Genomic DNA, 22,992 nt, shown 5'->3' with positions numbered 1-22,992 from the left:
ATGTGGGCGACCGATCCCCGGCCCGTCGCCGACGCCACGGCCGACGTGTGGGACGCCGTCCGTCGTCGCGTGACCGGCCGCTCCTGCGCCTGACGGCGGACTTGCAGGATGCGGGGCCGCGGCTGACTACATTGGCCGCCGGATGACTGGCGCACGGACGTTCTGGGCCGCAATCGCCCCGCTGACCCTCACCTTGGCTCTGGCCGCCGCCCCGGCGGGCGCGCAGACCGCGGACGACACCTCGATCATCGGCCCCGGCACGACCGCCGGCGGCGTCGACCTGTCGAACCTCACGATCACCGCAGCGGCGGGGAAGCTCGACCAGGAGGTCACGCCGCGTCTGCTCGCGCCGGTGACCGTGCGCGTGGGCCATCGCCGGTTCCAGGTCGACGGCACGCGCGCCAAGGTCCGCCTCGACGCGCTGCGGACCGCCCGCCGCGCCTACTACGCGTCCCGCGACGCCGGTACCGCGCCCCCGCCGCCGCCCGTCGTCGTCCCGGTGGCGCCCACGACGCCGGCCACGCCCACGCCGGCCACGACCACGCCGACGACCACGCCGACCACCACCGCCCCGACGCGCCGGGCCGCCGGCGGCGCCGGCGCCGGCCTGCAGGTCCCGGTCGCCGCCACGTACTCGCGGCCCGCGGTCCGCGCCTGGGCGAACGAGGTCTCCGGCTCGGTCACCCGCCGCCCGCGCAGCGCGACGTTGCGCATCGGCGTGACGCGGATGAGGGTCCACACGGCCAAGCGCGGCTTCACGATCGACGCGTCGCGCCTCGCCGGCCGCGTCGGCAAGGTCCTCATCGACCCGCTCGCGAGGCGCGACGCGCTGCGCCAGCCGCTCGTCGGCCTCGACCCGCCCGTCACCGTCCGCTCGCTGCGGCGCGCCAACTCGACGATCGTCACCGTCGACCGCGGGGGGTTCCGCCTGCGCCTCTTCAAGAACCTGCGCCTCGTCAAGAGCTACGGGATCGCGGTCGGCATGGCCGGGCTCGACACGCCCGCGGGCCTGTACCGGATCACGAGCAGGCAGGTCGACCCCGCCTGGCACGTGCCGCTGTCGGACTGGGCGGGGTCGCTCGCCGGCCAGGTCATCCCCGGGGGTGCGCCGGACAACCCGCTGAAGGCCCGGTGGCTCGGCATCGTCAACGGGGTCGGCATCCACGGCACCGCCGAGGACTGGTCGATCGGCACGCGCGCCTCGCACGGCTGCATCCGCATGCACGTCTCCGACGTCATCGACCTGTATCCGCGGGTGCCGCTCGGCGCGCGCGTCCTGATCCACTGACGCTGGGCGCGGGCGCGCGCTTGCACCGAACGGGGCCTCACTGACCCTGGGCGCGGGCGCGCGCTTGCACTGAGCGGGGCCTTACCTTCGCTTCACGACGCCCTCAGGGTCGGCGTGAATGCTCTGGTCCATGTACGACCACGACGAGGCATTGACGCTGTATCTGGAGGAGATCGGGCGCCACAAGCTGCTGACCGCGGACGAGGAGATCGAGCTCGCCAAGCGCATCGAGCGCGGTGACCTCGCGGCCAAGGAGCGGATGATGACGGCGAACCTTCGCCTCGTCGTCTCGCTGGCCAAGCGCTACCAGGACCGCGGGCTGACGCTGTTCGACCTCATCCAGGAAGGCAATGTCGGCCTCATCCGCGCGGTCGAGAAGTTCGACCACCGCAAGGGCTTCAAGTTCAGCACCTACGCGGTCTGGTGGATCCGGCAGTCCCTGGCGCGCGCGCTGGCCGACAAGGGCCGGACGATCCGGCTGCCCGTGCACATCGCGGAGCGACTGCACCGCGTGCAGCGCGCCGAGCGGCGATTCGTGCTCAAGCACGCCCGCGATCCGAGCAACGAGGAGCTGGCCGAGGAGCTCGGCCTGACGCTCGACGAGATCGAGATCGTGCGTGGCGAGCTGCCGGCCACCGTCTCCCTGCACGCGCCCGTCGGCGACGACGAGGCCGAGTTGGGCGACTTCCTCGAGGACCGCGCCAGCCCGACCCCCTTCGACGAGACCGCCGCCGTCATGGACCGTCACGCGATCGACTCCGCCCTGGAGAACCTCCCGGGCGGCGAGCGGCGCGTGATCCAGATGCGGTTCGGGCTCGATGGCCAGCCTGAGCGGACGATGCACCAGGTCGCGCGGGAGCTCAAGCTCTCCGCCGACCGGGTGCGCAGGCTCGAGGAGCAGGCGCTGCGCAAGCTCCGCCAGCTGCCCGAGGCCCAGGCGCTCAACGCGGCGTAGCTCCCTGCCGCGCTGAGCGTGCGCTCTCCGTCCTTCCCGCGGACGGGGAGCGCGGGGCCGCGGCCCCGCGGCGGCCCGGATCACCGGGCCGCCGCGGCGTCGCCGCCTACACCGTGCGCTTCGCCGAGCGCGCCCAGTCGCCCACGGCGGCCCGGGCCGAGATCCTCGGCTTGCCGCGGAAGCACAGACGCGCGATCCCGCGGTGGCCGGTGAGCGGGTGGATGGTGCGGCGGTTGGCCTGCATCGCCACGCGCACGTGGTTCAGCGGCAGGCCGCGGTAGGTGACCGTGGCCGTCGCGCACCGACGCTTCTTGGCCTGCTTGGCCTTGAGCCGCAGGCCGAGCGCGAGCCGCGCCGACCCGCGCCCGCCGCAGGTCGCCACCGAGCCCGGCGTCTGGTTGCGGCGCACCGCGCCCGAGTAGGCGCCCACCGACCGGGTCGGCGTGAGGTCCGGGCGCTCGATGCCGAACCAGTCCTCCTGCTCGACCGGGTTGCTCATCGCCGACGTCCAGTTGAACAGCGTCATGCCGGACACGTTGCAGTTGCCGGAGCCCATCGCGTCGGCCATGAGCCCCGTCGCCCCGCCGCGCGTCCTGTCGGGCAGCGCGAAGTTCCGGGTCGGGCTGCGGTTGGGCAGCGGCCAGCCCACCTCGGTCACGGCGATCGACACCGCCCGCCCGCCGAGCCGGTTGAGCCCGGTGCGCAGCGCCGCGACCTGGGCGATCACCCCGGGCGCGCCCGCCGCGTACGGGTGGAAGCCCACGCCGTCGAGGTTGCCCATGAGCTGCGGCTGGTCGCGCTTCATCCGCGCCAGGAAGTTCACCGGCTTCTCGTACGGGCTGAGCCCGCCGGTGACGACCTTGACGCCGGGCGCGACGGCGTGGATCGCGGTCCGCGTCGCGAGGTACAGCCGGGCGTAGCGCGCCGCGTCCGGGGCGGGGCGCCAGTACGCGGGCAGGTTCGGCTCGTTCCAGACCTCGATGAGCTCCATCGGCAGCACGGGCAGCCCCGGGTTGGCCGCCCAGAACGACCCGCTGGGCCCGTAGCGCGCGACGACCGCCGCGCCGTAGGCGGCGAACGCGGCCGGGTTCGACGGCGGCGTCTTGTCGGTGCTCGGATCCGGCCGGTCCCAGAGCGGTGCATAGCCGAGCGTCGGCTCCCAGCGCAGGCCGTGCGAGGCGAGCGCCGTCGCGATGCGGTCGAGCACGACGAACGAGGGCGGGAACCCGGGCCCGGTGCCCAGCGGCTGCACGGCGGCGTACGACGCGTCCATGCGGGCGGCGGTCACGCCGGTCGCCTGCAGCGCCGCGAGCTGCGCGTCGCCGTTGGGCTTCAGCGTCCCGTCCGGGTTGAAGATGGTGTTGACGCTGACGGAGTAGAAGTCGGGCGGTACGGCGGCCGGGGCGGGGGCGGCCAGGGCGCCCGTCGCGGCCACGGCGACGAGCGCGCACAGGCACAACCGGATGAAGCGCGCGCGGGGTGCAAGCATGGGGGAATCGAATCTCCTGGGGCGGACGATGCGCCCCTGTCGTCGCGGTGAGCCCGAAACGGCGTCCGGCCGGGCCCCCTGTCGCCACAGCGCGGCCACTCTACCGGGACCTAGACTGCGGTCCATGGGGAGCAGTGCATCGCAGGCCGAGGTCGGGCGCCAGCCCGCGTACGAGCGCGTGCGCGAGCTGCTGCGGGCGGAGCGCTGCGTCGTGCTCGACGGCGGCGTGGGCACGGAGCTGCCCGGCATGCGCGAGAGCGACGACCGGCTGTGGGGCGTGCGGGCGGTCGTCGACGACCCCGACGCGGTCCGCGACGTCCATCGCCGCTATGTCCAGGCGGGCTGCGACGTCATCTCCACCGACACCTGGGGCCTGCCGAGCGCGCTGATGTCCAACGGGCCGCGCCTGTGGGAGACGTCGCGCGAGGTGCACTGGATGGACGTGGCCCGCCGCGGCGTCACGCTGGCCCGCGAGGCGGTCGGCGACGGCGCCGCCGCGGTGGCCTTCTCGCTCAACGGCGACGTCGATGCCAACGAGGGCCAGGAGACGATCCGCCTGCTCTCCCGCGTGTTCGCCGACGAGCCGCCGGACATGCTGCTCGTCGAGACGCTGTCGCTGGTACGCCCGTCGCTCTACGACACGATCGAGCGCCTGCTCGACACCGGCCTGCCGGTCTGGCTGTCGTTCCGCCGCTGCCGGCACGGGCTCTGCGGGGTCTACGGCGAGCACTGGGGCGGTCCGGAGGGCGACGCGTTCGGCCGCGCCGCGCGCCGCTTCGAGGAGATGGGCATCGGCGCGCTGCTGGCCAACTGCATCCCGCCCGACCACGTCGACGGCATGATCTCGTTCCTGCGCGACTTCACCGACATGCCGCTCGGCGTGTATCCGAACCTCGGATACCTGACGAGCGCCGGATGGCAGTTCGAGGAGGGCATCGGCGGCGACGAGTACGCGCGGATGGCGCTGCGCTGGCGCGAGGAGGGCGCGGACATCATCGGCGGCTGCTGCGGCGTGACGCCCGGCCACATCGCCGCGGCGCGCGAGCGCCTCGACGGGACGCGGCCGGGCCGGCGGCGTGCCGCCGGCGCCACGGCCGACGTGGCGGTCCCGGTCACGCCGGAGCCGTCGCAGTGGCGCGACCGCCGCGAGCGCCTCCTGTACCCCCTCGAGTTCCCCGACCTCGTCTGCGCCCCCGGCGTGTTCGCGCCGGGCGGGGCGAGCTTCCTGGCCTGGCGCTACCTCTACGCGGAGGGCATCGGCGCCCACCAGCGCTGCCTGGACGTCGGCGCCGGGACCGGCATCCTCGGCGTCCAGCTCGCGCTCAACGGCGCGGCGCACGTGCACGCGATCGACGTCGACGAGCGCGCCGTGGCCAACACGCACGAGAACGCATTCCGCAACGGCGTGTCCGACCGCATGTCGATCGCGCGGGTCGACCTGTACCCGTGGGTGCCCGAGGAGCGCTACGAGGTCATCGTGGCCAGCCTCTACCAGGTCCCGGTCGACCCGTTCCAGCGCGTCTCGACGCACCGGCCGCTCGACTACTGGGGGCGCAACGCGTTCGACCAGGTCATCGCCAAGCTGCCGCAGGCGCTGGCCCCCGAGGGCGTCGCCTACGTGGTGCAGCTCTCGATCCTGTCCCAGCACCGCACCGAGGAGCTCCTGAGCGCCGCGGGCTTCACGGCCACGGTCGTCGACTACGACCTGTTTCACTTCTCGTCCGCCTTCGAGCCGAGCGTCGCGCAGATCGAGCGCGTCGAGGAGCTCTCCGACGCTTACCACCTGCGCCTGTCCGAGCACGACGTCGTGGTCGCCTACCTGCTCGAGGTCCGCCGCTCGGGCGACCAGCCGGGCAACGGGACCGCGCCGTGGGCCAAGCGCCGATGACGCTCGGCAAGGAGGCCGTCGCGGCCGCCGATGCGCTCGACGCGTGCCGCCGGCGGGTGGCCGCGCTCGAGGGCGTCTGGACGGCGCTCGAGCGCCTGGCCGAGCTCGGCCCGGTGAGCGAGATCCTCGAGCGCGGGCCGGTCGAGACCGCCGCCGCCCTGGACCTCGACCGCGTGCTGCTCAGCCGCGTCGAGGACGCCGCGCTGCACGCCGAGGCGCTCCACGCCCCGCGCGATCCGGACGGAGCCGAGGCCACCCTCGCGCGGCTGCGCGAGGCGCCGGTGCCGATCGACTACCCGCTCGTCGAGGGCGAGGTGCTGCGCCGCCGGCGGCCGCAGCTGGTGGCGCGCGCCGACGGCGACCCGCGCGGGCGCCGGGCCTACGCGGACATCCTCGGCTGGGACGTCTACCTGACGGCGCCGATCGTTCTCGAGGCGAGGGTGATCGGCTTCCTGCACGGCGATCGCGATCCCGCCCGCGGCGGGCCGCCGCTCGGCGAGCTCGAGCGCGACGGGCTCGGCGCGCTGGCCGGTGGCTTCGCCCTCGTCTTCGAACGGGCGGTCCTGCGCCGGCGCCTGCGCAACCAGCGCCAGGAGATGCGCCAGGTCGCCAGCTGGGCCGACGCGCGCACGAGCGAGCTGTCCGATCGGGCCGTGACCCTGGCCACCGACCGCGAGCCGGGCGGCGACGACGAGCCCTCGCGCGGCGCCGCCCCGAACGAGTCCGCGCTGCGCGACCTGCTCACCCGCCGCGAGCTCGACGTGCTCGAGCTCATGGTGAAGGGCGAGACGAACGGCGGGATCGCGCGCAGCCTCGTCGTGTCCGAGGGCACGGTGAAGTTCCACGTGAAGAACATCCTGCGCAAGCTGCACGCCGCCAACCGCGCCGAGGCGACCTCGCGGTACCTGCGCCTGACGCTGCGCCGCGGGGACGGGCCGCCCGGCGCATGACCGTGCTCGCCGCCGCCCGCTCCACCCCCCTTGCCTGCCCAACGGCCAGGCAAGACCACCCCCTCGGGTGGTGTAGCCCCCTCCCGGTGGGCGCAATCATGGTCCCGTTGGGACCCCGAGGGTATGGAGAGAAGGTGCGCGGTTGGCCGGCTTCATGGGAGAGTCGGACGTGAGCTTCGCGACCGCGTCGGCGTACGACGCCGTCCGTGAGGCGCTGTCCGAGCAGCGTTGCGTGATCCTCGACGGCGGCATCGCCACCGAGCTGCCGCAGGACCTGCTGACCGAGGGCCCGCACAGCGAGCAGCTGTGGGGCGTGCGCGCGCTCGCCTACTCGCCGGCGGAGGTGCGTGCGGTGCACCGGCGCTACGTCGACGCGGGCTGCGACGTCATCACGACCGACACGTGGGGCCTGGCGTCCGCGGTGGGCGAGGGCGGGGTGCGTCCGTGGGAGGACAGCTCCGAGCCCGTGCACTGGCTGGAGATCGCCCGCCGCGGCGTGCGCGTCGCGCGCCAGGCCGTGGCCGAGGGCGGTCGCGAGGGCAGGACCGCCGTCGCGTTCTCGCTGAACGCCGACGTCGACGGTGAGGAGGGGCAGGAGACGGTCCGCCTACTCAGCCGCGCCTTCGCCGACGAGCCGCCGGACCTGATCCTCGTCGAGACCCTGTCGCTCGTCTCCTCCTCGCTGTATCAGACCGTCGAGCGGCTGCTCGAGACCGGCCTGCCGGTCTGGCTGTCGTTCCGCCGCTGCCGCCACGGGCTGTGCGGCGTCTACGGCCAGCACTGGGGCGGGCCCGAGGGCGACGCGTTCGGCCGCGCGGCCCGCCGCTTCGAGGAGATGGGCGTCGGCGCGCTGCTGATCAACTGCATCCCGCCGGACCACGTGGCCGGGATGCTGTCCTTCCTGCGCGACTTCACCGATATGCCGCTCGGCGTGTACCCGAACCTCGGCTACTACACGAACGCCGGCTGGCAGTTCCAGGAGGGCATCGGCGGCGAGGAGTACGCCGAGATGGCGCTCGGCTGGCGCTCGGAGGGCGCGGACATCATCGGCGGCTGCTGCGGCGTCAGCCCCGATCACATCGCCGCGGCGCGTGTCCGCCTCGAGGGCACGAAGCCCGGCCGCCGCCGGCGGGAGGAGCCCGAGGCCGGCGACGACGGCCTCAACCGCACCCCGCGCCGCCACCACTCGCCGTGGACCGACCCGCGCGGCCGGCCGATGTTCCCGCTGCCGTTCCCCGACCTCATGGTCGACGGCTCGACCTTCACGCCGACCCAGGGCTCGTTCCTCGTCTGGCAGTACCTGTTCGAGAACGGCATCGGCAAGGGGCGCCGCTGTCTCGACGTCGGCTGCGGCACCGGCCTGCAGACCGTGCAGCTCGCGCTCAACGGCGCGGAGCACGTCCACGGCATCGACGTCGACACCGCCGCGGTCGACGACACGCTGACCAACGCCTTCCGCAACGGCGTCGCTGAGCGGGTGACCGCCCAGGCGGTGGACCTGTTCCCATGGGTTCCGGAGGAGCGCTACGACACGATCGTGGCGAGCCTCTACCAGACCCCTGTCGACCCGTTCCAGCAGGCGTCGTCGCACCGGCCGATCGACTACTGGGGCCGTAACATGGTCGACCACCTCATCGGCACGCTGCCGGCGGCGCTGACCGACGACGGCGAGGCGTACCTCATGCTGCTGTCGATCCTGTCGCAGGAGCGCACGCAGGACCTGCTGGAGCAGAACGGGCTCCACAGCGAGGTCGTCGACTTCGCCTTCTTCCCGTTCACCGAGCATTTCCAGGAGAGCCAGGAGCAGATCGAACGCGTCGAGGGGCTCTCCGACGCCTACCACCTGAGGATCGGGACCTCCGACGTCATGGTGGCCTATCTCGTGAAAGTGACCCGCATATGAGCGTGACCGTTGTTGGATCGATTGCCTATGACCGCGTCAGGACGCCGTTCGGCGAGCGTGAGCGGATGCTGGGCGGAGCGGCGACCCACTTCGCCCTGGCCGCGTCGTTCTTCGACGAGGTGCGCGCGGTCGGCCCGGTCGGCGACGACTTCGAGGACATGGAGACGCTCGCGCTGCGCGGCACCGTGACCGAGGACGTCGAGCGCGTCGCCGGCGGCAAGACGTTCTTCTGGCACGGCGAGTACGGCTGGGACCTCAACACGCGCGAGACGCTCGACACGCAGCTCGGCGTGTTCGAGACGTTCGACCCGAAGCTGTCGGAGGCCTCGCGCCAGGCCGAGGTGCTGTTCCTCGCGAACATCCAGCCCGACGTGCAGCGCGCGGTGCGCGACCAGTGCACGGGCGCGCGCTTCGTCGCGATGGACTCGATGAACCTGTGGATCGAGATCGCCCGCGCCAGCCTCGTCAAGACGATCTCCGGCGTCGACTGCGTGATCCTCAACGACGCCGAGCTGCGCCAGCTCACGGAGAAGCCGAACCTCGTGTCGGCGGCCCGCGAGGTGCTCAACATGGGCCCGAGCGTGATCGTGGCCAAGCAGGGCGAGTACGGCGCCGCGCTGATCACGAAGGACGAGTACTTCAGCCTGCCCGCCTATCCGCTGGAGACCGTCGTCGACCCGACCGGCGCGGGCGACACGTTCGCCGGCGGGTTCGTCGGCTACCTGGCGAAGAACCCGGGCGAGTACCGCACGGCGATGGCCTACGGCACCGCGCTGGCGTCCTACAACGTCGAGGAGTTCGGCACCGAGCGCGTCGTCCGGCTGACCGAGGAGGAGATCGAGGAGCGCGTCCAGGCCCTGGAGGGCATGACGCGCCTGTCGATCAGCGTCTGAGCGGAATTCCGCAACACGCCGGCGCCGCCGCCGTCTGAGCGTCGTCCAGCGTTGGCGGAAGGACGTTTGGGCTGTTCACGCCCGCTCAGCGGGCATGGACACCCACACGTCCGGGCGCGGTCAGGCGGTGACCGCTGCGAGCTGCGCGGCAGTCACGGTGTTTCTCAGCAGCATGGCGATCGTCATCGGGCCGACGCCGCCGGGCACCGGGGTGATCCTGCCGGCGACCTCGCTCACGGCGTCGAAGTCGACGTCGCCGCACAGTCCCTCGTCGGTGCGGTGCATGCCGACGTCGATGACCGTCGCGCCGGGCTTGACCGAGTCCGGTCCGATGAGGCGCGGGACGCCCGCCGCGGCGACGAGGATGTCGGCGCGGCGGCACACGGACGGCAGGTCGCGCGTGCGCGAGTGGCACATGGTGACCGTGGCGTTGCGGGCGAGCAGGAGCTGGGCCTGCGGCTTGCCGACGAGGTCGGAGCGGCCGACGACGACCGCCTCCGCGCCTTCGATCTGCACGCCGTAGGCGTCGAGCAGCTCGATGACGCCCGACGGCGTGCACGGGCGCAGCCCGGGCTTGCCGAGGACGAGGCGGCCCGCGCTGACCTCGGTCAGCCCGTCGACGTCCTTGTCGGGATGGATGCTCGCGATCAGCGGCGCCGCGTCGAGATGGTCCGGCAGCGGCAGCTGCAGGAGGATGCCGGTGACGTCGGGGTCGGCGTTCAGCGCCTCGACGATCGCGGCGAGCTCGTCCTGGGCGATGTCGCCGGGCAGGTGCTGGTGCAGGTCGCGCATGCCCGCGGCCTCGCACTGCTTGCGCTTGTTGGCGACGTAGATCGCGGACGCCGGGTCGTCGCCGACGAGCAGGGTCGCCAGGCCCGGCGGGCGCTCGAGCGTCGCGACGTCGGCGGCGACCGCCTCGCGGACGGCCAGCGCGACCGCCTTGCCGTCGATGATCTCGGCCGCCATCAGAACACCACCGTCGTGTTGGCGTTGACGAGCACGCGATCCTCGCAGTGCCAGCGGACCGCGCGTTCGAGCACCGTGCGCTCGATGTCCGCGCCCAGCCGGGTGAGCTCGGCGGCGTTGTCGCGGTGCGAGACGCGGATCACGTCCTGCTCGATGATCGGGCCCGCGTCGAGGTCCTCGGTGACGTAGTGCGCCGTCGCGCCGATGAGCTTGACGCCGCGCTCCCGGGCGCGCTCGTACGGGCCGGCGCCGGCGAAGGCGGGCAGGAACGAGTGGTGGATGTTGATGACCGGTGCGCCCACCTGTTCGAGGAAGCCGGCGGAGAGCACCTGCATGTAGCGGGCGAGCACCACGAGGTCGAAGCGGCCCCGCAGCAACTCGAGCTCGGCGGCCTCGGCCTCGGCCTTCGTGTCGCGGGTGACCGGCACGTGCTCGTAGGGCACGCCGAACCCGGTCACCTCGTCGCGCAGGTCGGGGTGGTTGGAGATGACGAGGCCGACGTCGAGGTGCAGCTCGCGCCGGCGCCAGCGCCACAGCAGGTCGAGCAGGCAGTGGTCGTAGCGCGAGACGAGGATCGCCACCCGCTTCGGCACGGACGCGTCGCGCAGCTGGAAGCGCATGTCGAACGGCTCGGCCACCTCGGCGGAGAACTCGCCCTCCATCCGCGGCAGCGCCTCGGCCAGGCCGCCCATGTGGAACACCATCCGCAGGAAGAACCGGCCGCCCTCGGGGTCGGTCGAGTACTGGTCGGACTGGGCGATGTTGGCGCCGCGCTCGCGCAGGAACGCGGCGACGGCGGCGACGATCCCGGGACGGTCGTCGCAGGAGATCAGCAGCCGGCCGGTGTCCGCGTCGCGCGGCGACGCGGAGAGCGTGACGGCGGGGGCGGGCGCGGTGGTGTGGGACACCCCCCGCACGGTAGGGGTCACGGCGTTGCCCGTGCGCCCCCTGGCGGGAGGGTCTTTGCCCGCCGACCGGGCAGGTCGTCGGCAGCCACCTGCCCGAAACCCGCCCGGGCAGGGCGGAGATCCCCCTCGATCGAGAGGTGCCCCCTCTCCGCGCCCGTCGTAGCGTGACGGACGTCGACGTGGCCCCCCAACCGCGTGCTCTGACAGGAGACCATGTCCTTCCTTCTCACCTGCCCAAACTGCGGTGTCCGCGAGGTCACCGACTTCGGCTACGGAGGCGAGGTGTCGCCCCGGCCCAAGGCCCGCCCCAGCCGGCGCGAGCTCAACGCCTACAACTACTTCCGCCGCAACGTCGCGGGGGTCCAGCGCGAGTGGTGGGTGCACCGCTCCGGCTGCCGGGCGTGGTTCCTGGCCGAGCGCGACACCCGCACGAACGACGTGAAGTGGACGGCGCTGCCTGACGAGGCGCCCGCCGCCGACGCGGGGACGCTCGCCGCGGTGGACGCGGCGACCGGCATGCCCGGCGGCGGGGCGGTGGGCACGACCACCGACGTTGCGGGCGGCGGACCGGGATCGGGGGTGGTCGGTCGATGAGCACGGCCCGCCTGCCCGTCCAGCCCGGCGAGCGCATCGACCGCTCGCGGCCCGTCCCGTTCACCTGGGACGGCAAGCCCGTCACCGGCTTCGCGGGCGACACGATCGCCTCGGCGCTGTTCGCCTCCGGCCAGCGCGTCTTCTCCCGCTCCTTCAAGTACCACCGGCCGCGCGGCGAGATCTGCGGCTGCGGCCACTGCGCGAACTCGCTCGTCACCGTCGACGGGCGCCCCGGCATCCGCGCCTGCAGCGAGCCGATCGTCGCGGGCATGAAGGTCGAGCACCAGAACGCGTGGCCGTCGCTCGACTTCGACGTGATGTCGGCGACCGACAAGTTCGCCGGGCCGTTCACCCCGCCGGGCTTCTACTACAAGACGTTCATCCGCCCGCGGCGGATGTGGCCGGTCTACGAGAAGGTCCTGCGCCACGCCGCCGGCCTGGGCAAGCTGCCCAAGCGCCAGGAGGAGCGCGAGTGGCGCACCGAGTACCGCCGGCGCCACTGCGACGTGCTCGTCGTCGGTGGCGGGATCGCCGGCCTGGCCGCGGCGCTGCGGGCCGCCGAGGCGGGCGCCGACGTCGTCCTGTGCGACGAGGACGCAGAGCCGGGCGGCCGGCTGCTGGCCGAGGGCGGGGGCGACCGTGCCCGCGAGCTGGCGCAGCGGGCCCGGGCCGCGGGCGTCGAGATCCTCAGCCGCGCGCCCGCGCTCGGCTTCTTCGACGGCCTCGTGCCGGTCTGGCAGGACAGCACGCTGCACCAGATCCGCGCCGCGCGGTTCGTCGCGGCGACGGGCACGATCGAGCAGCCGCTCGTCTTCGCCGACAACGACCTGCCCGGCGTCATGCTCGCGGGCGGCGCGCGCCGCATGGCCGCGCTGTACGGCCTGCGGGTCGGCGAGCGGGCCGTGGTCGCCGCGGTCGGCGACGACGGGCTCGACGCCGCGCTGGCGCTGCACGCGGCGGGGATCCCGGTCGCGGCGATCGCCGACCTGCGCACCGAGCCCACCGCGCGGACCGCGCGCGCCCAGGAGCTCGGCCTGCGGGTCGTCCAGGGCTTCACGCCCGTCCGGGCGCTCGGGCGCAAGGGCGTCGAGGGCGTCGCGCTCGCCCGCGTCGACGACCGCGGACAGGCGGTCGCCGGCACCGAGGAGCGGATCGAGTGCGACCTGCTCGCGGTCTCCGCAGGCGCCGCGCCGGCGACCTCGCTGCTGCTGCAGTCGGGGGCGCGCGCCCGCTTCGACCAGGCCACCGGCCGGTTCGTCGCAGACGCGCTGCCGCCCAGCGTCCACGCGGCGGGCGCGGTCGCCGGCCACGAGAGCGCGGACACCGCCGAGCTGTCGGGGACGCTGGCGGGCGCCGAGGCGGCCGCCGCGCTCGGGCTCGACGCGGGGGGGCTCGACGAGCTCCGCGCGCGGGTGGACGGGCTGGCGGCGCCATCTCCCGTGGCCACCCCGCCCGCCCAGGCTCGTGACGGCAGGAAGGGCGGCAAGGCGTTCGTCGACCTCGACGAGGACATCACCGTCAAGGACGTCGAGTACGCGGCCGCCGAGGGCTACGACACCATCGAGCTGTCCAAGCGCTACACGACGGTGACGATGGGCCCGTCGCAGGGCCGCCTGTCGCAGCTCGCCTCGATCCGGGCGCTCGCCGGCGCGACCGGCCTGTCGATGGGCGACGTCGGCATGACGACCGCGCGGCCGCCCTGGTCGACGGTGCCGATGGGCGCGCTCGCCGGCCGGCCGCTGGAGGCGGCCAAGCGCTCGGCGGTCCACGGCCGCCACACGGAGCTCGGCGCCACCGACCGGTGGGCGGGCGACTGGCGCCGCGCCTACGACTACGGCGACCCGGAGGGCGAGGCGCTCGCCGTGCAGACGACCGCCGGGTTGATCGACGTGTCGACGCTCGGCAAGCTCATCGTGCGCGGGCCGGACGCCGGCGAGCTGCTCGACCGGCTGTACCCGAACCGCATGTCGACCCTCAAGCCGGGGCGCATCCGCTACGGCGTGCTGACCTCCGACGCGGGGCGTATCACCGACGACGGTACGGTCGGCCGGATCGACGACGAGACGTTCTACGTGACGACGACGTCGAGCGGCGCGGCCGCGGTCGAGGCGTGGTTCTCCTGGTGGCTGGCCGACTGGGGCCTGGACGCCCACCTCACCGACGTCACGCAGGGCGTGGCGGCGATGAACCTCGCCGGCCCGCAGGCGCGCGAGATGCTGACGCGGCTCACCGACGCCGACTGCTCCAACGAGGCGTTCCCGTACCTCGACGCCCAGCACATCACCGTGGCGGGCGTGCCCTGCCTGGCGATGCGCATCGGCTTCGTGGGTGAGGTCGGCTACGAGCTGCACTGCGCGGCGCCGCAGGGCCGGGCGCTGTGGGACGCGGTCGCCGCCGAGGGCGCGCGGCCGTTCGGCCTCGAGCCGCAGCGGATCCTGCGCCTGCAGAAGCTGCACATCCTCGTCGGGCAGGACACCGACTCGGAGTCGACGCCCTACGGCGCGGCGATGGGCTGGTCGGTCAAGCTCGACAAGGAGCAGGAGTTCATCGGCAAGTGGGCGCTCGAGCAGGCCTCGCAGCATCCGGCCGAGACCGCATTGGTCGGGTTCACGTGCCAGAACGGCGAGGTGCCGACCGAGGGCGCGGTCGTGGTCGTCGGGGGCAAGCCCGCCGGCCAGGTGACGAGCTCACGGCGCTCGCCGAAGCTGGGCGCCTCGATCGGGATGGCGTGGGTGCCCGTCGCGCTGGCGACGGACGGCGCCTCGATCACGATCTCCGACGAGTCGCGGACGTTCCCGGCGACCGTCACGACGAAACCGTTCTACGACCCCGAAGGCGAGGTGCTGCGGGGATGAGACGCTGCGGGTCCTCACACACAACGGCTTCGAACCTGAGGGAGATCGCATCGTGAGCCTGGCATTCCTGTCCCCGGAGGGCGCGGCGCCCGCGCGCAGCCCGATGGCCGACCTGACGCAGGCCGCCGGCGCGACCTACGAGGTGCGCGGCGGCTGGGAGGTCGCGACGTCGTTCGGCGACGCGACGGCCGAGGTGGCCGCGTGCGCCGAGACGGTCGGCTTCGCCGACCTCTCGCACCTCGGCAAGCTCGAGCTGCAGGGCGCCGTCCCGGACGTGCCGCTGGGCGCCGCGCAGCGCACCGAGGACGGCTGGCACTGCCCGGTCACGCCGACGCGCGCCTTCGTGCTGACGACCGCGGCGCCGCCCGAGGACCTCGGCGGCGTGCACGTGCTCGACGTGACCGCGAGCTTCGGCGCGATGGTCATCGCCGGGCCGCTGGCGCGCGAGACGTTCGCCCGGTTCTGCGCGCTCGACCTGCGCCCGAAGGTCACGCCGGTCCACGCGTTCCGGCCCGGCTCGGTGGCGCGTACGCCGGGCTACGTCCTGCGCGAGGCGGCCGACCGCTACCTCGTCCTGTTCGGCGCCGCGTACGGCGCGTACTTCTGGGAGACCGTCGACGACGCCGCCCGCCACCTCGGCGGCCGTCCCGTCGGCGTCGACGCCCTGCCCGACATCGCCGTTGCCGCCGAGGAGTCCGTCCATGCGTGACCTGTTTCGCAAGCGCCGCATGTGGCGCAGGCGCCCCGAGCTCAAGAGCCGCTACGACGTCGTCATCATCGGCGGCGGGTCACACGGGCTGGCGACCGCGTACTACCTCAGGCAGCACGGCATCACGAACGTGGCCGTGCTCGACAAGAGCTACATCGGCTCGGGCGCGGCCGGGCGCAACACGACGATCCTGCGCTCGAACTACAAGACGCCGGAGGGCGCGCGCTTCTACGACGCCAGCGTCAAGCTGTACGAGGGCCTCGGCGAGGACCTCAACTTCAACCTGCTGTTCTCGCAGTGCGGGCACCTGACGCTCGCGCACTCCGACCGGGCGATGTTCGTCATGGCCAACCGCGCGGAGGTCAACCGGCTCAACGGCATCGACTCGCGGTTGATCACGCCCGACGAGGTGCAGGAGCTGGCGCCGACGATGTACGTCGGGCCGGACACGACGTATCCGATCATGGGCGCGCTGTACCACCCGCCCGGCGGGATCATCCGCCACGACGCGGTTGTGTGGGGCTTCGCGCGCGGGGTCGACGAGGGCGGCGCGGAGATCCATCCCTACACCGAGGTGCAGAGCCTCGAGCGCCGAGGCGACCGCATCACCGCGGTCAACACGAACCGCGGGCGCATCGAGGCCGGCACGGTCCTCAACTGCACCGCGGGGTGGTCGACGCTCATCAGCGAGATGGCCGGCGTGCCGATGCCGATCACGACGCACATCCTGCAGGCGTGCGTCACCGAGCCGGTCAAGCCGTTCCTCGACGTGGTCGTGGTGTCCTCGCAGATGCACGTCTACATCAGCCAGTCCGACCGCGGCGAGTTCGTCATGGGCTCGGAGATCGAGCCATGGACGACGTACCGCATGCAGGGCACGCTGAACTTCCTGCAGGACCTCACCAAGCACACGCTCGAGCTGTTCCCCCAGCTCGAGCACGCGCGGCTGCTGCGGGCGTGGGCCGGGCTGTGCGATCTCAGTCCCGACTACTCTCCGATCCTCGGAAAGACCGAGGTCGAGAACTTCCACGTCAGCGCGGGCTGGGGCACGTACGGCTTCAAGGCGGCGCCGATCGTGGGCAGGACTCTGGCGGAGCTCGTCGCAACCGAGCGCACGCCGGACCTCATCGCGCCGTTCGCGCTCGAGCGCTTCTACGAGGACGACCTCGTGTCGGAGCTCGCCGCGGCGGCGGTCAGCCACTGAGGAGCGCCAACACCCCATGAGCGAGTACCTGTTCACCTCCGAGTCGGTGACGGAGGGCCACCCCGACAAGGTCTCCGACCAGATCTCCGACGGCGTCCTCGACGCCGTCATGCGCGACGACCCCGCCGGGCGCGTGGCGTGCGAGACGCTGGTCAACACGGGCCTGGTGGTCGTCTCGGGCGAGATCTCGACGTCCACGTACGTCGACGTCCAGGAGATCGCGCGCGAGACGATCCGCAAGATCGGCTACGTCGACGCCGACCTCGGCTTCAGCGCCGACTCCTGCGCGGTGATCAACGCGATCGACAAGCAGTCGCCCGACATCGCGCAGGGCGTGGACGCGGCGCTCGAGACCCGGTCGCAGGGCGACGCGGGCGCCCTCGACGTCGCGGGCGCGGGCGACCAGGGGATGATGTTCGGCTACGCGACGAACGAGACCCCGGAGCTCATGCCGCTCCCGATCGCGATGGCCCACCAGCTGGCCAAGCGGCTTGCGGACGTGCGCAAGGACGGCACGCTGCCCTACCTGCGCCCCGACGGCAAGACGCAGGTGTCGGTGCGCTACGTGGACGGCCGCCCGGTCGCGATCGAGAAGCTGCTGATCTCCACGCAGCACAAGGAGGGCTCGGAGGACGTCATCCCCGACGACCTCTGGGAGCACGTCGTGCTGCCGGTGCTGCCGGCCGAGCTGTACGACGCCGCGCAGCTGCGGCGCGACTTCCTCGTCAACCCGACGGGGCGCTTCGTCATCGGCGGTCCGGTGGGCGACTGCGGCCTGACCGGGCGCAAGATCATCGTCGACACCTACGGCGGCATGGCCCGCCACGGCGGCGGCGCGTTCAGCGGCAAGGACCCGTCGAAGGTCGACCGGTCGGCGGCCTACGCGGCGCGCCACGTCGCGAAGAACGTCGTGGCGGCCGGCCTGGCCGACCGCGCGGAGGTGCAGGTCGCGTACGCGATCGGCGTCGCGCATCCGGTCTCGGTCATGGTCGAGACGTTCGGGACCGAGAAGGTCGGCCGCGCGCAGATCGCGCAGCTCGTCGATGAGCACTTCGACCTGCGCCCCGGCGCGTTCCGCGAGTCGCTCGACCTGCACCGGCCGATCTATCAGAAGACCGCCGCGTACGGCCACTTCGGCCGTGACGACGCGGACTTCACGTGGGAGCGCACCGACAAGGCGCAGGCGCTCGCCGACGCGGCGGGCATCGCGTCGCCGACCGCGGCCTGACGGCCTCGGCGCCTCCACAGGCAACGCCCGGGACGGGGAGGCGGCCGACGCGCCGCCTCCTCGTGCTGCTCGGGTCGCTGTCGACGTTCGGTCCGCTGTCGATGGACCTGTACCTGCCGGGTCTGACGGACCTGGCCGGCGACCTCTCGGTCTCCGCGTCGGCCGCGCAGCTGACGATCACGGCCAGCCTGCTCGGCCTCGCGGGCGGCCAGTTCCTCGGCGGCTCGATCAGCGATGCGCTCGGGCGCCGCCGGCCGCTGCTGGCCGGCGTCGCGCTGTTCGCGGTCACCTCGCTGCTGTGCGCGCTGGCGCCGAACATCTGGCTGCTGCTGGCGGCCCGGACCGCCCAGGGCATGGCGGGCGCCGTGGGCATCGTCATCGCGCGGGCGATGGTGCGCGACCTGGTCGGGGGGACGGAGGCGGCCCGGACGTACGCGATGCTGATCCTCGTCACGGGCCTCGCGCCGCTGCTCGCGCCGCTGGTCGGCGGGCAGCTGCTGCACGTCACCGACTGGCGCGGCGTCTTCGTGGTGCTCGCCGGCCTCGGCATCGTCCTGTTCGCGTGGGCCCTCCTGCGCCTGCCGGAGACGCTCGAGCCGGCGCGGCGGCACACGGGCGGGGCGCACGCGACGGGCGGAGCGATGGCCGCCCTCCTGCGCGACCGCGCGTTCGTCGCGCTGGCGCTGTGCATCGGGTTGTCGTTCGCCACGCTGAGCGTCTACCTGTCGGGGGCGGTGTTCCTGCTCGAGGAGATCCACGGGGTCTCGCCGCAGGCGTTCGGCCTGGTCCTGTCGGTGAACGGGGGCCTGATGATCGTCACCAGCCAGCTGAGCGCGCGGCTCGTGCGGCGCGTCGGGCCGGCGCCGCTGCTCACGTCGGGCCTGGCGGTCGGTGCGGCCGGCGGCGCCGGGCTCCTCGTGGCGGTGGTGGCCGGCATCGGGCTCGGGCTGATCCTGCCGTCGCTCGCGCTCGTCATCGCCTCCCGCGGGCTCATCAACCCGAACGCGCAGGGTCTCGCGCTGGCCGACCATCCGGAGGCGGCGGGCACCGCGTCGGGGATGATCGGCGTCGTCCAGTTCGGCCTGGGGGCGGCGGTCGCGCCGCTGGCCGGCGTGGCGGGAGCCGAGAACGCCCTGCCGATGGCGCTGCTCATCACCGTGATGGGCGCGGCGGCGCTCGTGCTCGGCCTGGGCGTCGGCTCCCGGTCCCGGACGAACGTCCCGGGGCGGTGATCGCGCATCCTCCCGGCCCGTCCTATACGATCGGACGGGAGCCCGGCGTAGGTGCTGGGAAGAGAGAGGAGCGGCCTCGATGCCGCGACGCATACTCGTCGGCTACGACCACACCGAGGAAGCCGCTGCCGGGCTGCGCCGGGCAGCCGGGCTGGCCCGCGCCGAGCGGGCGGAGCTCACGGTCGTGCACGTGGCCGTGCCGCCACCGAGCTGGGTGGGCGTCGGGCTGCTCGCCCTCCCGCTCGTCGAGGACGTCGTATCGAGCGGTGACCTGCTTGTCCGTCAGGCCGTGGCGGAGCTGCCCGGCGACCTTGCGGTCCGCTGGCACCTCGTCACGGGCGCCGACGCGAGCACCGGGCTGTGCCGCCACCGCTGCGTGCGGCGAGCCCTCCGGCGCACGCTGGAGCAGGGCGGCCACGACCTGATCGTCCTGGGCACCGGGACCAAGCCCGGGCGGATCGCCCGGGCGTTCCTGCGGGCGTGCCCGGATCTGGTGATGACCGCGCCGTACGTGCCGTCCGTCGAGCTGGGCGCGGCGCCGGGCACGCGGCCGGCGCCCATGCTGCCGTCGATCTCGCTGAAGTAGGGCGCGGCCGGCCCGCCGGTTCAGCCCTCGTTCTCGCGCGCGTCCTCGCCCTCGAGCGGCTCGCACTGCGGATCCGGCTGGCCGGTGCCCGTACCCGGCCGGCACTCCGGATCCTGCGCGGGAGAGCCGCCGTTGCCCGGCTCGGTCGCCGGGTTCGTGGGAGCCGCGCCGCCGGTGTCGCCGGGTGACGGCGCCGTCGTGGTGGGCGCCGCGGCGCCGCCGGTGTCCGGCGCGGTCGTCGTCGGCACGGCGGAGGGCGTGGTCGCGGCCGGGGCCGTCGCGGCGGGGGCGGGGGGCGTCGTGACCGTCTGGATCTCGGCGGTCGCGGTCGTCGCCGTCCGCGTGGGCGCGGTCGCCGGCGTGTCCGTCACGGTCGAGGACGCATCGTCGCCCCCGCAGCCCGCGGCGGCGAGGAGCGCCGCGGCGGCGAGCACGGCGGCGGCGGATCGGAAGCAGCGCATCGGATTGAACCTAGTGGAGGCCCGTCTGCTGGCCGACGTCCACCGGCCGTTCACGCTGGACCGCCGCGCGCCCCGATCGGCATACTCGGCGGATGGCGATGGTCGAAGAGGCGGCGGTCCAGCCGCGGCGCTGGCCCGAGCGCGTGCTGACGCTCGGCGCGCCCGTGGTCTTCCTCGTGGCGTTCGGCATCTCCCTGGCGACGGAGGGCATGCCGCTCGCGCGCGACAAGTTCTTCTTCTGGCTCGTGCTCGGCATCGCCGCGTTCAGCGTCGCCGCCTGGCGCAGCTGGGGCGTGATGCTGCTCGAGTGGCTGCCGATCTTCGCGCTGCTCGTCGCCTACGACTACCTGCGCGGCGCGGTGTCGGTGACCTCCGAGCAGGCCTACATCCAGCCGCAGCTCGACTTCGACAAGTGGCTCGGCGGCGGCACGGTCCCGACGGTGTGGCTGCAGGACCACCTGTTCGACCCCTTCCACCTGCACTGGTACGACTTCGCGGCCTGGGTCGTCTACATGACCCACTTCTTCGTGGTGTGGATCGTCGCGGCGGTGATCTGGAAGATCGCGCACCACGAGTACCGCCGCTACGCGACGCTCGCGGTCCTCACCACGCTGGCCGCGTTCATGGGCTACTGGCTCTACCCGGCCCAGCCGCCGTGGCTGGCCGGGGATCTCGGCTCGATGCCGCACGTCGACCGCGTCGTGCCGCTCGTCTGGGGCGACCTGGGCGTGCCCGCCGCCGCGTCCATGTTCGAGAACGGCTCGGGCCTCGTGAACCTGGTCGCCGCGATGCCGTCGCTGCACGCGTCGTTCCCGTTCATGCTGCTGCTGTTCTTCTGGCCGGCGGGCTGGTGGGTCCGCATCGGGCTCGGCGCCTACACGCTGGCGATGGCGTTCACGCTCGTCTACGGGGGCGAGCACTTCGTGATCGATGCGCTCGTCGGCTACGTGCTGACGCTCATCTGCTTCGGCATCGTCACGGTGCTGTGGAAGGTCATCGAGCGCCGGAGCGATCGCGCGCCGGCGCCCGAGGCGGTCACGGCCGCTGCGGAAGCCCGATCTGCGGCGCCTTGACCGGCGCCGCGGCGCCGATCAGCTCGACCAGGCCGTTGCCGCCGATGAAGTCCTTCAGCGGCGAGGCGCCGCTCCAGTTGTTCGCCAGCCAGACGTTGCCCGACGGGTCGATCTGCACCGCCGTGATGCGCTGCATCCCCCGGCTCCTGTAGCCCGCGGCGCGCGGTGAGATCGGCTGCCCCGTCCTCGTGCCGGGCGGGCAGTGCTCCGTGCGCTGCCCGCACAGCAGCGTCACGTTCTGGTGCAGGAAGCCGGCGACCCAGATGTTGTCGTCGCCGTCGACCGCGACGCCCCACGGGCCGAGCAGGCTCGGCACCCGGATCTGCGTCGGCTGCCCGTCGGGGGTGATGCGCGTGACGCTGCTGCCCTCGAAGTTCGCCGCCCACGCGTTGCCCGCGGTGTCGATCGCGATGCCGAGCGGCGAGCGCAGCCCGCCGCCGGTGATCGGGGCGCCCGCGAGCGAGCCGTCCGGGTTGATGCGCTGGACGGTCCCGGGGTCCTTGCTGAACGCGTTGCCGGTCACCCACGCGACGCCGCCGCCGTCGATCGCGACCGAGAACGGCCGCGCGAGCCCGGCGCCCGTGATCGGCGCCCAGGCGGCCGTCGGGTCGCCCTTCGGGTAGACGACGACGCTGCCGGTGCCGAAGCTCGCGGTCCACAGGTTGCCCTGCTGGTCGACCGCCATGCCCTGGGGCTTGTCGATCGGCCCCTGCGTGTACGGGCTGCCCGGCAGCGGTGCGCCCGTCGCGTCGAACGCGGAGATGCTCGCCCCGGCGTAGTTGCCGACCCAGACGCGGTCCTGGGCGTCGATCACCGTGCCGAAGCCGGCGCCGCGCAGGCCGCCGCCGACGATCGGGCTGCCGAGGATCGGCTGGCCCATCGGGTTGAACACGCTCAGGGTGAGCCCGGCGCTCGTCGTGTTCGCCTGGAAGTTGTTGCCGGTCCAGATGTTGCCCTTCGAGTCGAAGGCCATCCGTCCCGGCGCGTTCATGCCGCCGCCGACGAAGACGATCGGGATCACCCAGCTCTTCGGCGCCGACGAGAGCGTGCCCGTGTAGGGCGTCCTGGTCGTGAGCGCGAACAGGCGCCGCGGGTGGGTGGTGGGGGCGCGGTTGAGCGCGCGCATGGCGGCGATCGTGTCGGCCGGCCGCGGGCCTCCGCGCGGGGTCGCGGCGGCGAGCAGGCGCTTGCAGTCGCGGCTCGTGCCGGTGGTGCACGACGTCACGATCCCGGCCAGCGTGTTGAACGTCGCCAGGGCCTCGGTCGCGTTGCCGTTCGGCGAGTTGGCGATCGTGAAGCTGAGCTTGCCGGTGCTCGGCTCGACCAGGCTCGCGACCGTCGCCGCCGCGTTGGCCAGGCCGGGCGACGGCCCGCGCACCGCGCCGGCCGCGTCGAGGAACCGCGTGAGCGCGTAGGCGGCGCCGACGGTCGTCTGCTCGTTGATCGGCAGCTCGCCGGGAACGGCGGGCGAGACCGCCGTGGCGGTCATCATCCGGGCGGCGGCGGGCAGCACCCGCCCGCCCACGCTTCCGCCCGAGGCCCGCGCGACGAGCGCCGCCGTGCCCTCGGGCAGGTCGTAGCCGAGCGTGTAGGCGCCCGACGCGTTCGTCGAGGCCGAGCCCAGCGCGACCTGGTCGGCGGCGCGGGCGGCGAACAGCTGCACGTCCGACCCGGCCACCGGCTTGCCGCCCGCCTTGACCGTCCCGGTCAGCGTGGCGGCCTGGGCCGGGGCGGCGGCGGCCAGCAGCGCGGCCGTCCCGGCGAGAGCGATCCATCCGTGGTGCATCGGGCGACCCTAACCGCTGCCGCC

General features: G+C 73.5%; 19 protein-coding genes. 14 read left to right on the top strand and 5 right to left on the bottom strand.

The window, feature by feature from the left end; translation table 11 throughout:
* The first annotated feature begins 142 nt into the window (after positions 1 to 142).
* Complete coding sequence (locus DSM104329_RS27375; RefSeq protein WP_259313043.1) at positions 143 to 1,288, top strand: L,D-transpeptidase; 1,146 nt, start codon at positions 143 to 145, stop codon at positions 1,286 to 1,288.
* 118 nt (positions 1,289 to 1,406) lie between these two features.
* A complete protein-coding gene (locus tag DSM104329_RS27370; protein WP_259313042.1) occupies positions 1,407 to 2,243 on the top strand; it encodes a sigma-70 family RNA polymerase sigma factor in 837 nt (278 codons plus the stop codon).
* Positions 2,244 to 2,349: 106 nt separating this feature from the next.
* Here the strand turns inward: DSM104329_RS27370 and DSM104329_RS27365 are convergent, their stop codons facing one another.
* Positions 2,350 to 3,732: a hypothetical protein gene (locus tag DSM104329_RS27365; protein WP_259313041.1), complete on the bottom strand. Its 1,383-nt coding sequence runs from the start codon at positions 3,730 to 3,732 to the stop codon at positions 2,350 to 2,352.
* Between the two features lie 124 nt (positions 3,733 to 3,856).
* Here DSM104329_RS27365 and DSM104329_RS27360 point away from each other — a divergent pair, with 124 nt between their 5' ends.
* From DSM104329_RS27360 to DSM104329_RS27345, 4 genes are all read left to right on the top strand, one after another.
* Complete coding sequence (locus DSM104329_RS27360; RefSeq protein ID WP_259313040.1) at positions 3,857 to 5,620, top strand: homocysteine S-methyltransferase family protein; 1,764 nt, start codon at positions 3,857 to 3,859, stop codon at positions 5,618 to 5,620.
* Positions 5,617 to 6,570 carry a LuxR C-terminal-related transcriptional regulator gene (locus tag DSM104329_RS27355; RefSeq protein WP_259313039.1) on the top strand — a complete coding sequence of 318 codons (954 nt, stop codon included), beginning with the start codon at positions 5,617 to 5,619 and terminating at the stop codon, positions 6,568 to 6,570. Before DSM104329_RS27360 ends, DSM104329_RS27355 begins: the two co-directional genes overlap by 4 nt.
* 169 nt (positions 6,571 to 6,739) lie before the next feature.
* The gene (locus DSM104329_RS27350) at positions 6,740 to 8,473 is read left to right on the top strand and encodes a homocysteine S-methyltransferase family protein (protein ID WP_259313038.1); all 1,734 of its coding nucleotides are present in this window, start codon (positions 6,740 to 6,742) and stop codon (positions 8,471 to 8,473) included.
* Entirely contained in the window at positions 8,470 to 9,366 is an 897-nt protein-coding gene (locus DSM104329_RS27345) for a PfkB family carbohydrate kinase (RefSeq protein ID WP_259313037.1), read from the top strand. Before DSM104329_RS27350 ends, DSM104329_RS27345 begins: the two co-directional genes overlap by 4 nt.
* A 120-nt stretch (positions 9,367 to 9,486) precedes the next feature.
* On the opposite strand, the gene folD is transcribed toward DSM104329_RS27345, so the two are convergent.
* Positions 9,487 to 10,332 (bottom strand): bifunctional methylenetetrahydrofolate dehydrogenase/methenyltetrahydrofolate cyclohydrolase FolD, encoded by an 846-nt coding sequence (gene folD / locus DSM104329_RS27340; protein ID WP_259313036.1) that lies wholly within the window; start codon positions 10,330 to 10,332, stop codon positions 9,487 to 9,489.
* Positions 10,332 to 11,240 carry a formyltetrahydrofolate deformylase gene (gene purU, locus DSM104329_RS27335; protein WP_259313035.1) on the bottom strand — a complete coding sequence of 303 codons (909 nt, stop codon included), beginning with the start codon at positions 11,238 to 11,240 and terminating at the stop codon, positions 10,332 to 10,334. Before purU ends, folD begins: the two co-directional genes overlap by 1 nt.
* Before the next feature lie 213 nt (positions 11,241 to 11,453).
* On the opposite strand from purU, the gene DSM104329_RS27330 reads away from it, so the two are divergent.
* The 7 genes from DSM104329_RS27330 (at position 11,454) to DSM104329_RS27300 (ending at position 19,648) form a co-directional block, all read left to right on the top strand.
* The gene (locus tag DSM104329_RS27330) at positions 11,454 to 11,834 is read left to right on the top strand and encodes a sarcosine oxidase subunit delta (RefSeq protein ID WP_259313034.1); all 381 of its coding nucleotides are present in this window, start codon (positions 11,454 to 11,456) and stop codon (positions 11,832 to 11,834) included.
* Positions 11,831 to 14,689, top strand: a complete 2,859-nt coding sequence (locus DSM104329_RS27325; protein ID WP_259313033.1) for an FAD-dependent oxidoreductase — start codon at positions 11,831 to 11,833, stop codon at positions 14,687 to 14,689. Before DSM104329_RS27330 ends, DSM104329_RS27325 begins: the two co-directional genes overlap by 4 nt.
* A gap of 52 nt (positions 14,690 to 14,741) precedes the next feature.
* The gene (locus DSM104329_RS27320) at positions 14,742 to 15,398 is read left to right on the top strand and encodes a hypothetical protein (RefSeq protein WP_259313032.1); all 657 of its coding nucleotides are present in this window, start codon (positions 14,742 to 14,744) and stop codon (positions 15,396 to 15,398) included.
* Entirely contained in the window at positions 15,391 to 16,602 is a 1,212-nt protein-coding gene (locus DSM104329_RS27315) for an FAD-dependent oxidoreductase (protein ID WP_259313031.1), read from the top strand. Before DSM104329_RS27320 ends, DSM104329_RS27315 begins: the two co-directional genes overlap by 8 nt.
* Before the next feature lie 16 nt (positions 16,603 to 16,618).
* Complete coding sequence (gene metK / locus DSM104329_RS27310; RefSeq protein ID WP_259313030.1) at positions 16,619 to 17,830, top strand: methionine adenosyltransferase; 1,212 nt, start codon at positions 16,619 to 16,621, stop codon at positions 17,828 to 17,830.
* Positions 17,827 to 19,062, top strand: a complete 1,236-nt coding sequence (locus DSM104329_RS27305; protein WP_259316262.1) for a multidrug effflux MFS transporter — start codon at positions 17,827 to 17,829, stop codon at positions 19,060 to 19,062. The genes metK and DSM104329_RS27305 overlap by 4 nt, the downstream gene beginning before the upstream one ends.
* 79 nt (positions 19,063 to 19,141) lie before the next feature.
* Positions 19,142 to 19,648 (top strand): universal stress protein, encoded by a 507-nt coding sequence (locus tag DSM104329_RS27300; protein ID WP_259313029.1) that lies wholly within the window; start codon positions 19,142 to 19,144, stop codon positions 19,646 to 19,648.
* Between the two features lie 20 nt (positions 19,649 to 19,668).
* On the opposite strand, the gene DSM104329_RS27295 is transcribed toward DSM104329_RS27300, so the two are convergent.
* A complete protein-coding gene (locus DSM104329_RS27295) occupies positions 19,669 to 20,109 on the bottom strand; it encodes a hypothetical protein (protein ID WP_259313028.1) in 441 nt (146 codons plus the stop codon).
* 92 nt (positions 20,110 to 20,201) lie between these two features.
* Here DSM104329_RS27295 and DSM104329_RS27290 point away from each other — a divergent pair, with 92 nt between their 5' ends.
* Positions 20,202 to 21,182: a phosphatase PAP2 family protein gene (locus DSM104329_RS27290; protein WP_259313027.1), complete on the top strand. Its 981-nt coding sequence runs from the start codon at positions 20,202 to 20,204 to the stop codon at positions 21,180 to 21,182.
* On the opposite strand, the gene DSM104329_RS27285 is transcribed toward DSM104329_RS27290, so the two are convergent.
* Positions 21,145 to 22,968, bottom strand: a complete 1,824-nt coding sequence (locus tag DSM104329_RS27285) for an NHL repeat-containing protein (protein ID WP_259313026.1) — start codon at positions 22,966 to 22,968, stop codon at positions 21,145 to 21,147. The two genes, DSM104329_RS27290 and DSM104329_RS27285, sit on opposite strands and share 38 nt — an antisense overlap.
* Positions 22,969 to 22,992 lie beyond the last annotated feature (24 nt).

The organism is Capillimicrobium parvum (assembly GCF_021172045.1).
GTDB classification, from domain to species: Bacteria; Actinomycetota; Thermoleophilia; order Solirubrobacterales; family Solirubrobacteraceae; genus Capillimicrobium; species Capillimicrobium parvum.
The sequence above is the reverse complement of the archived record's forward strand: the minus strand, read 5'-3'. Positions and strand labels throughout refer to the sequence as shown.

Bases quoted from the DNA above. Each gene is read 5' to 3' on its own strand.
- DSM104329_RS27375 (WP_259313043.1), top strand. From the start codon at position 143: ATGACTGGCGCACGGACGTTCTGGGCCGCAATCGCCCCGCTGACCCTC.
- DSM104329_RS27370 (WP_259313042.1), top strand. From the start codon at position 1,407: ATGCTCTGGTCCATGTACGACCACGACGAGGCATTGACGCTGTATCTG.
- DSM104329_RS27365 (WP_259313041.1), bottom strand. From the start codon at position 3,732: ATGCTTGCACCCCGCGCGCGCTTCATCCGGTTGTGCCTGTGCGCGCTC.
- DSM104329_RS27360 (WP_259313040.1), top strand. From the start codon at position 3,857: ATGGGGAGCAGTGCATCGCAGGCCGAGGTCGGGCGCCAGCCCGCGTAC.
- DSM104329_RS27355 (WP_259313039.1), top strand. From the start codon at position 5,617: ATGACGCTCGGCAAGGAGGCCGTCGCGGCCGCCGATGCGCTCGACGCG.
- DSM104329_RS27345 (WP_259313037.1), top strand. From the start codon at position 8,470: ATGAGCGTGACCGTTGTTGGATCGATTGCCTATGACCGCGTCAGGACG.
- folD (WP_259313036.1), bottom strand. From the start codon at position 10,332: ATGGCGGCCGAGATCATCGACGGCAAGGCGGTCGCGCTGGCCGTCCGC.
- DSM104329_RS27330 (WP_259313034.1), top strand. From the start codon at position 11,454: ATGTCCTTCCTTCTCACCTGCCCAAACTGCGGTGTCCGCGAGGTCACC.
- DSM104329_RS27325 (WP_259313033.1), top strand. From the start codon at position 11,831: ATGAGCACGGCCCGCCTGCCCGTCCAGCCCGGCGAGCGCATCGACCGC.
- DSM104329_RS27315 (WP_259313031.1), top strand. From the start codon at position 15,391: ATGCGTGACCTGTTTCGCAAGCGCCGCATGTGGCGCAGGCGCCCCGAG.
- metK (WP_259313030.1), top strand. From the start codon at position 16,619: ATGAGCGAGTACCTGTTCACCTCCGAGTCGGTGACGGAGGGCCACCCC.
- DSM104329_RS27300 (WP_259313029.1), top strand. From the start codon at position 19,142: ATGCCGCGACGCATACTCGTCGGCTACGACCACACCGAGGAAGCCGCT.
- DSM104329_RS27295 (WP_259313028.1), bottom strand. From the start codon at position 20,109: ATGCGCTGCTTCCGATCCGCCGCCGCCGTGCTCGCCGCCGCGGCGCTC.
- DSM104329_RS27290 (WP_259313027.1), top strand. From the start codon at position 20,202: ATGGCGATGGTCGAAGAGGCGGCGGTCCAGCCGCGGCGCTGGCCCGAG.
- DSM104329_RS27285 (WP_259313026.1), bottom strand. From the start codon at position 22,968: ATGCACCACGGATGGATCGCTCTCGCCGGGACGGCCGCGCTGCTGGCC.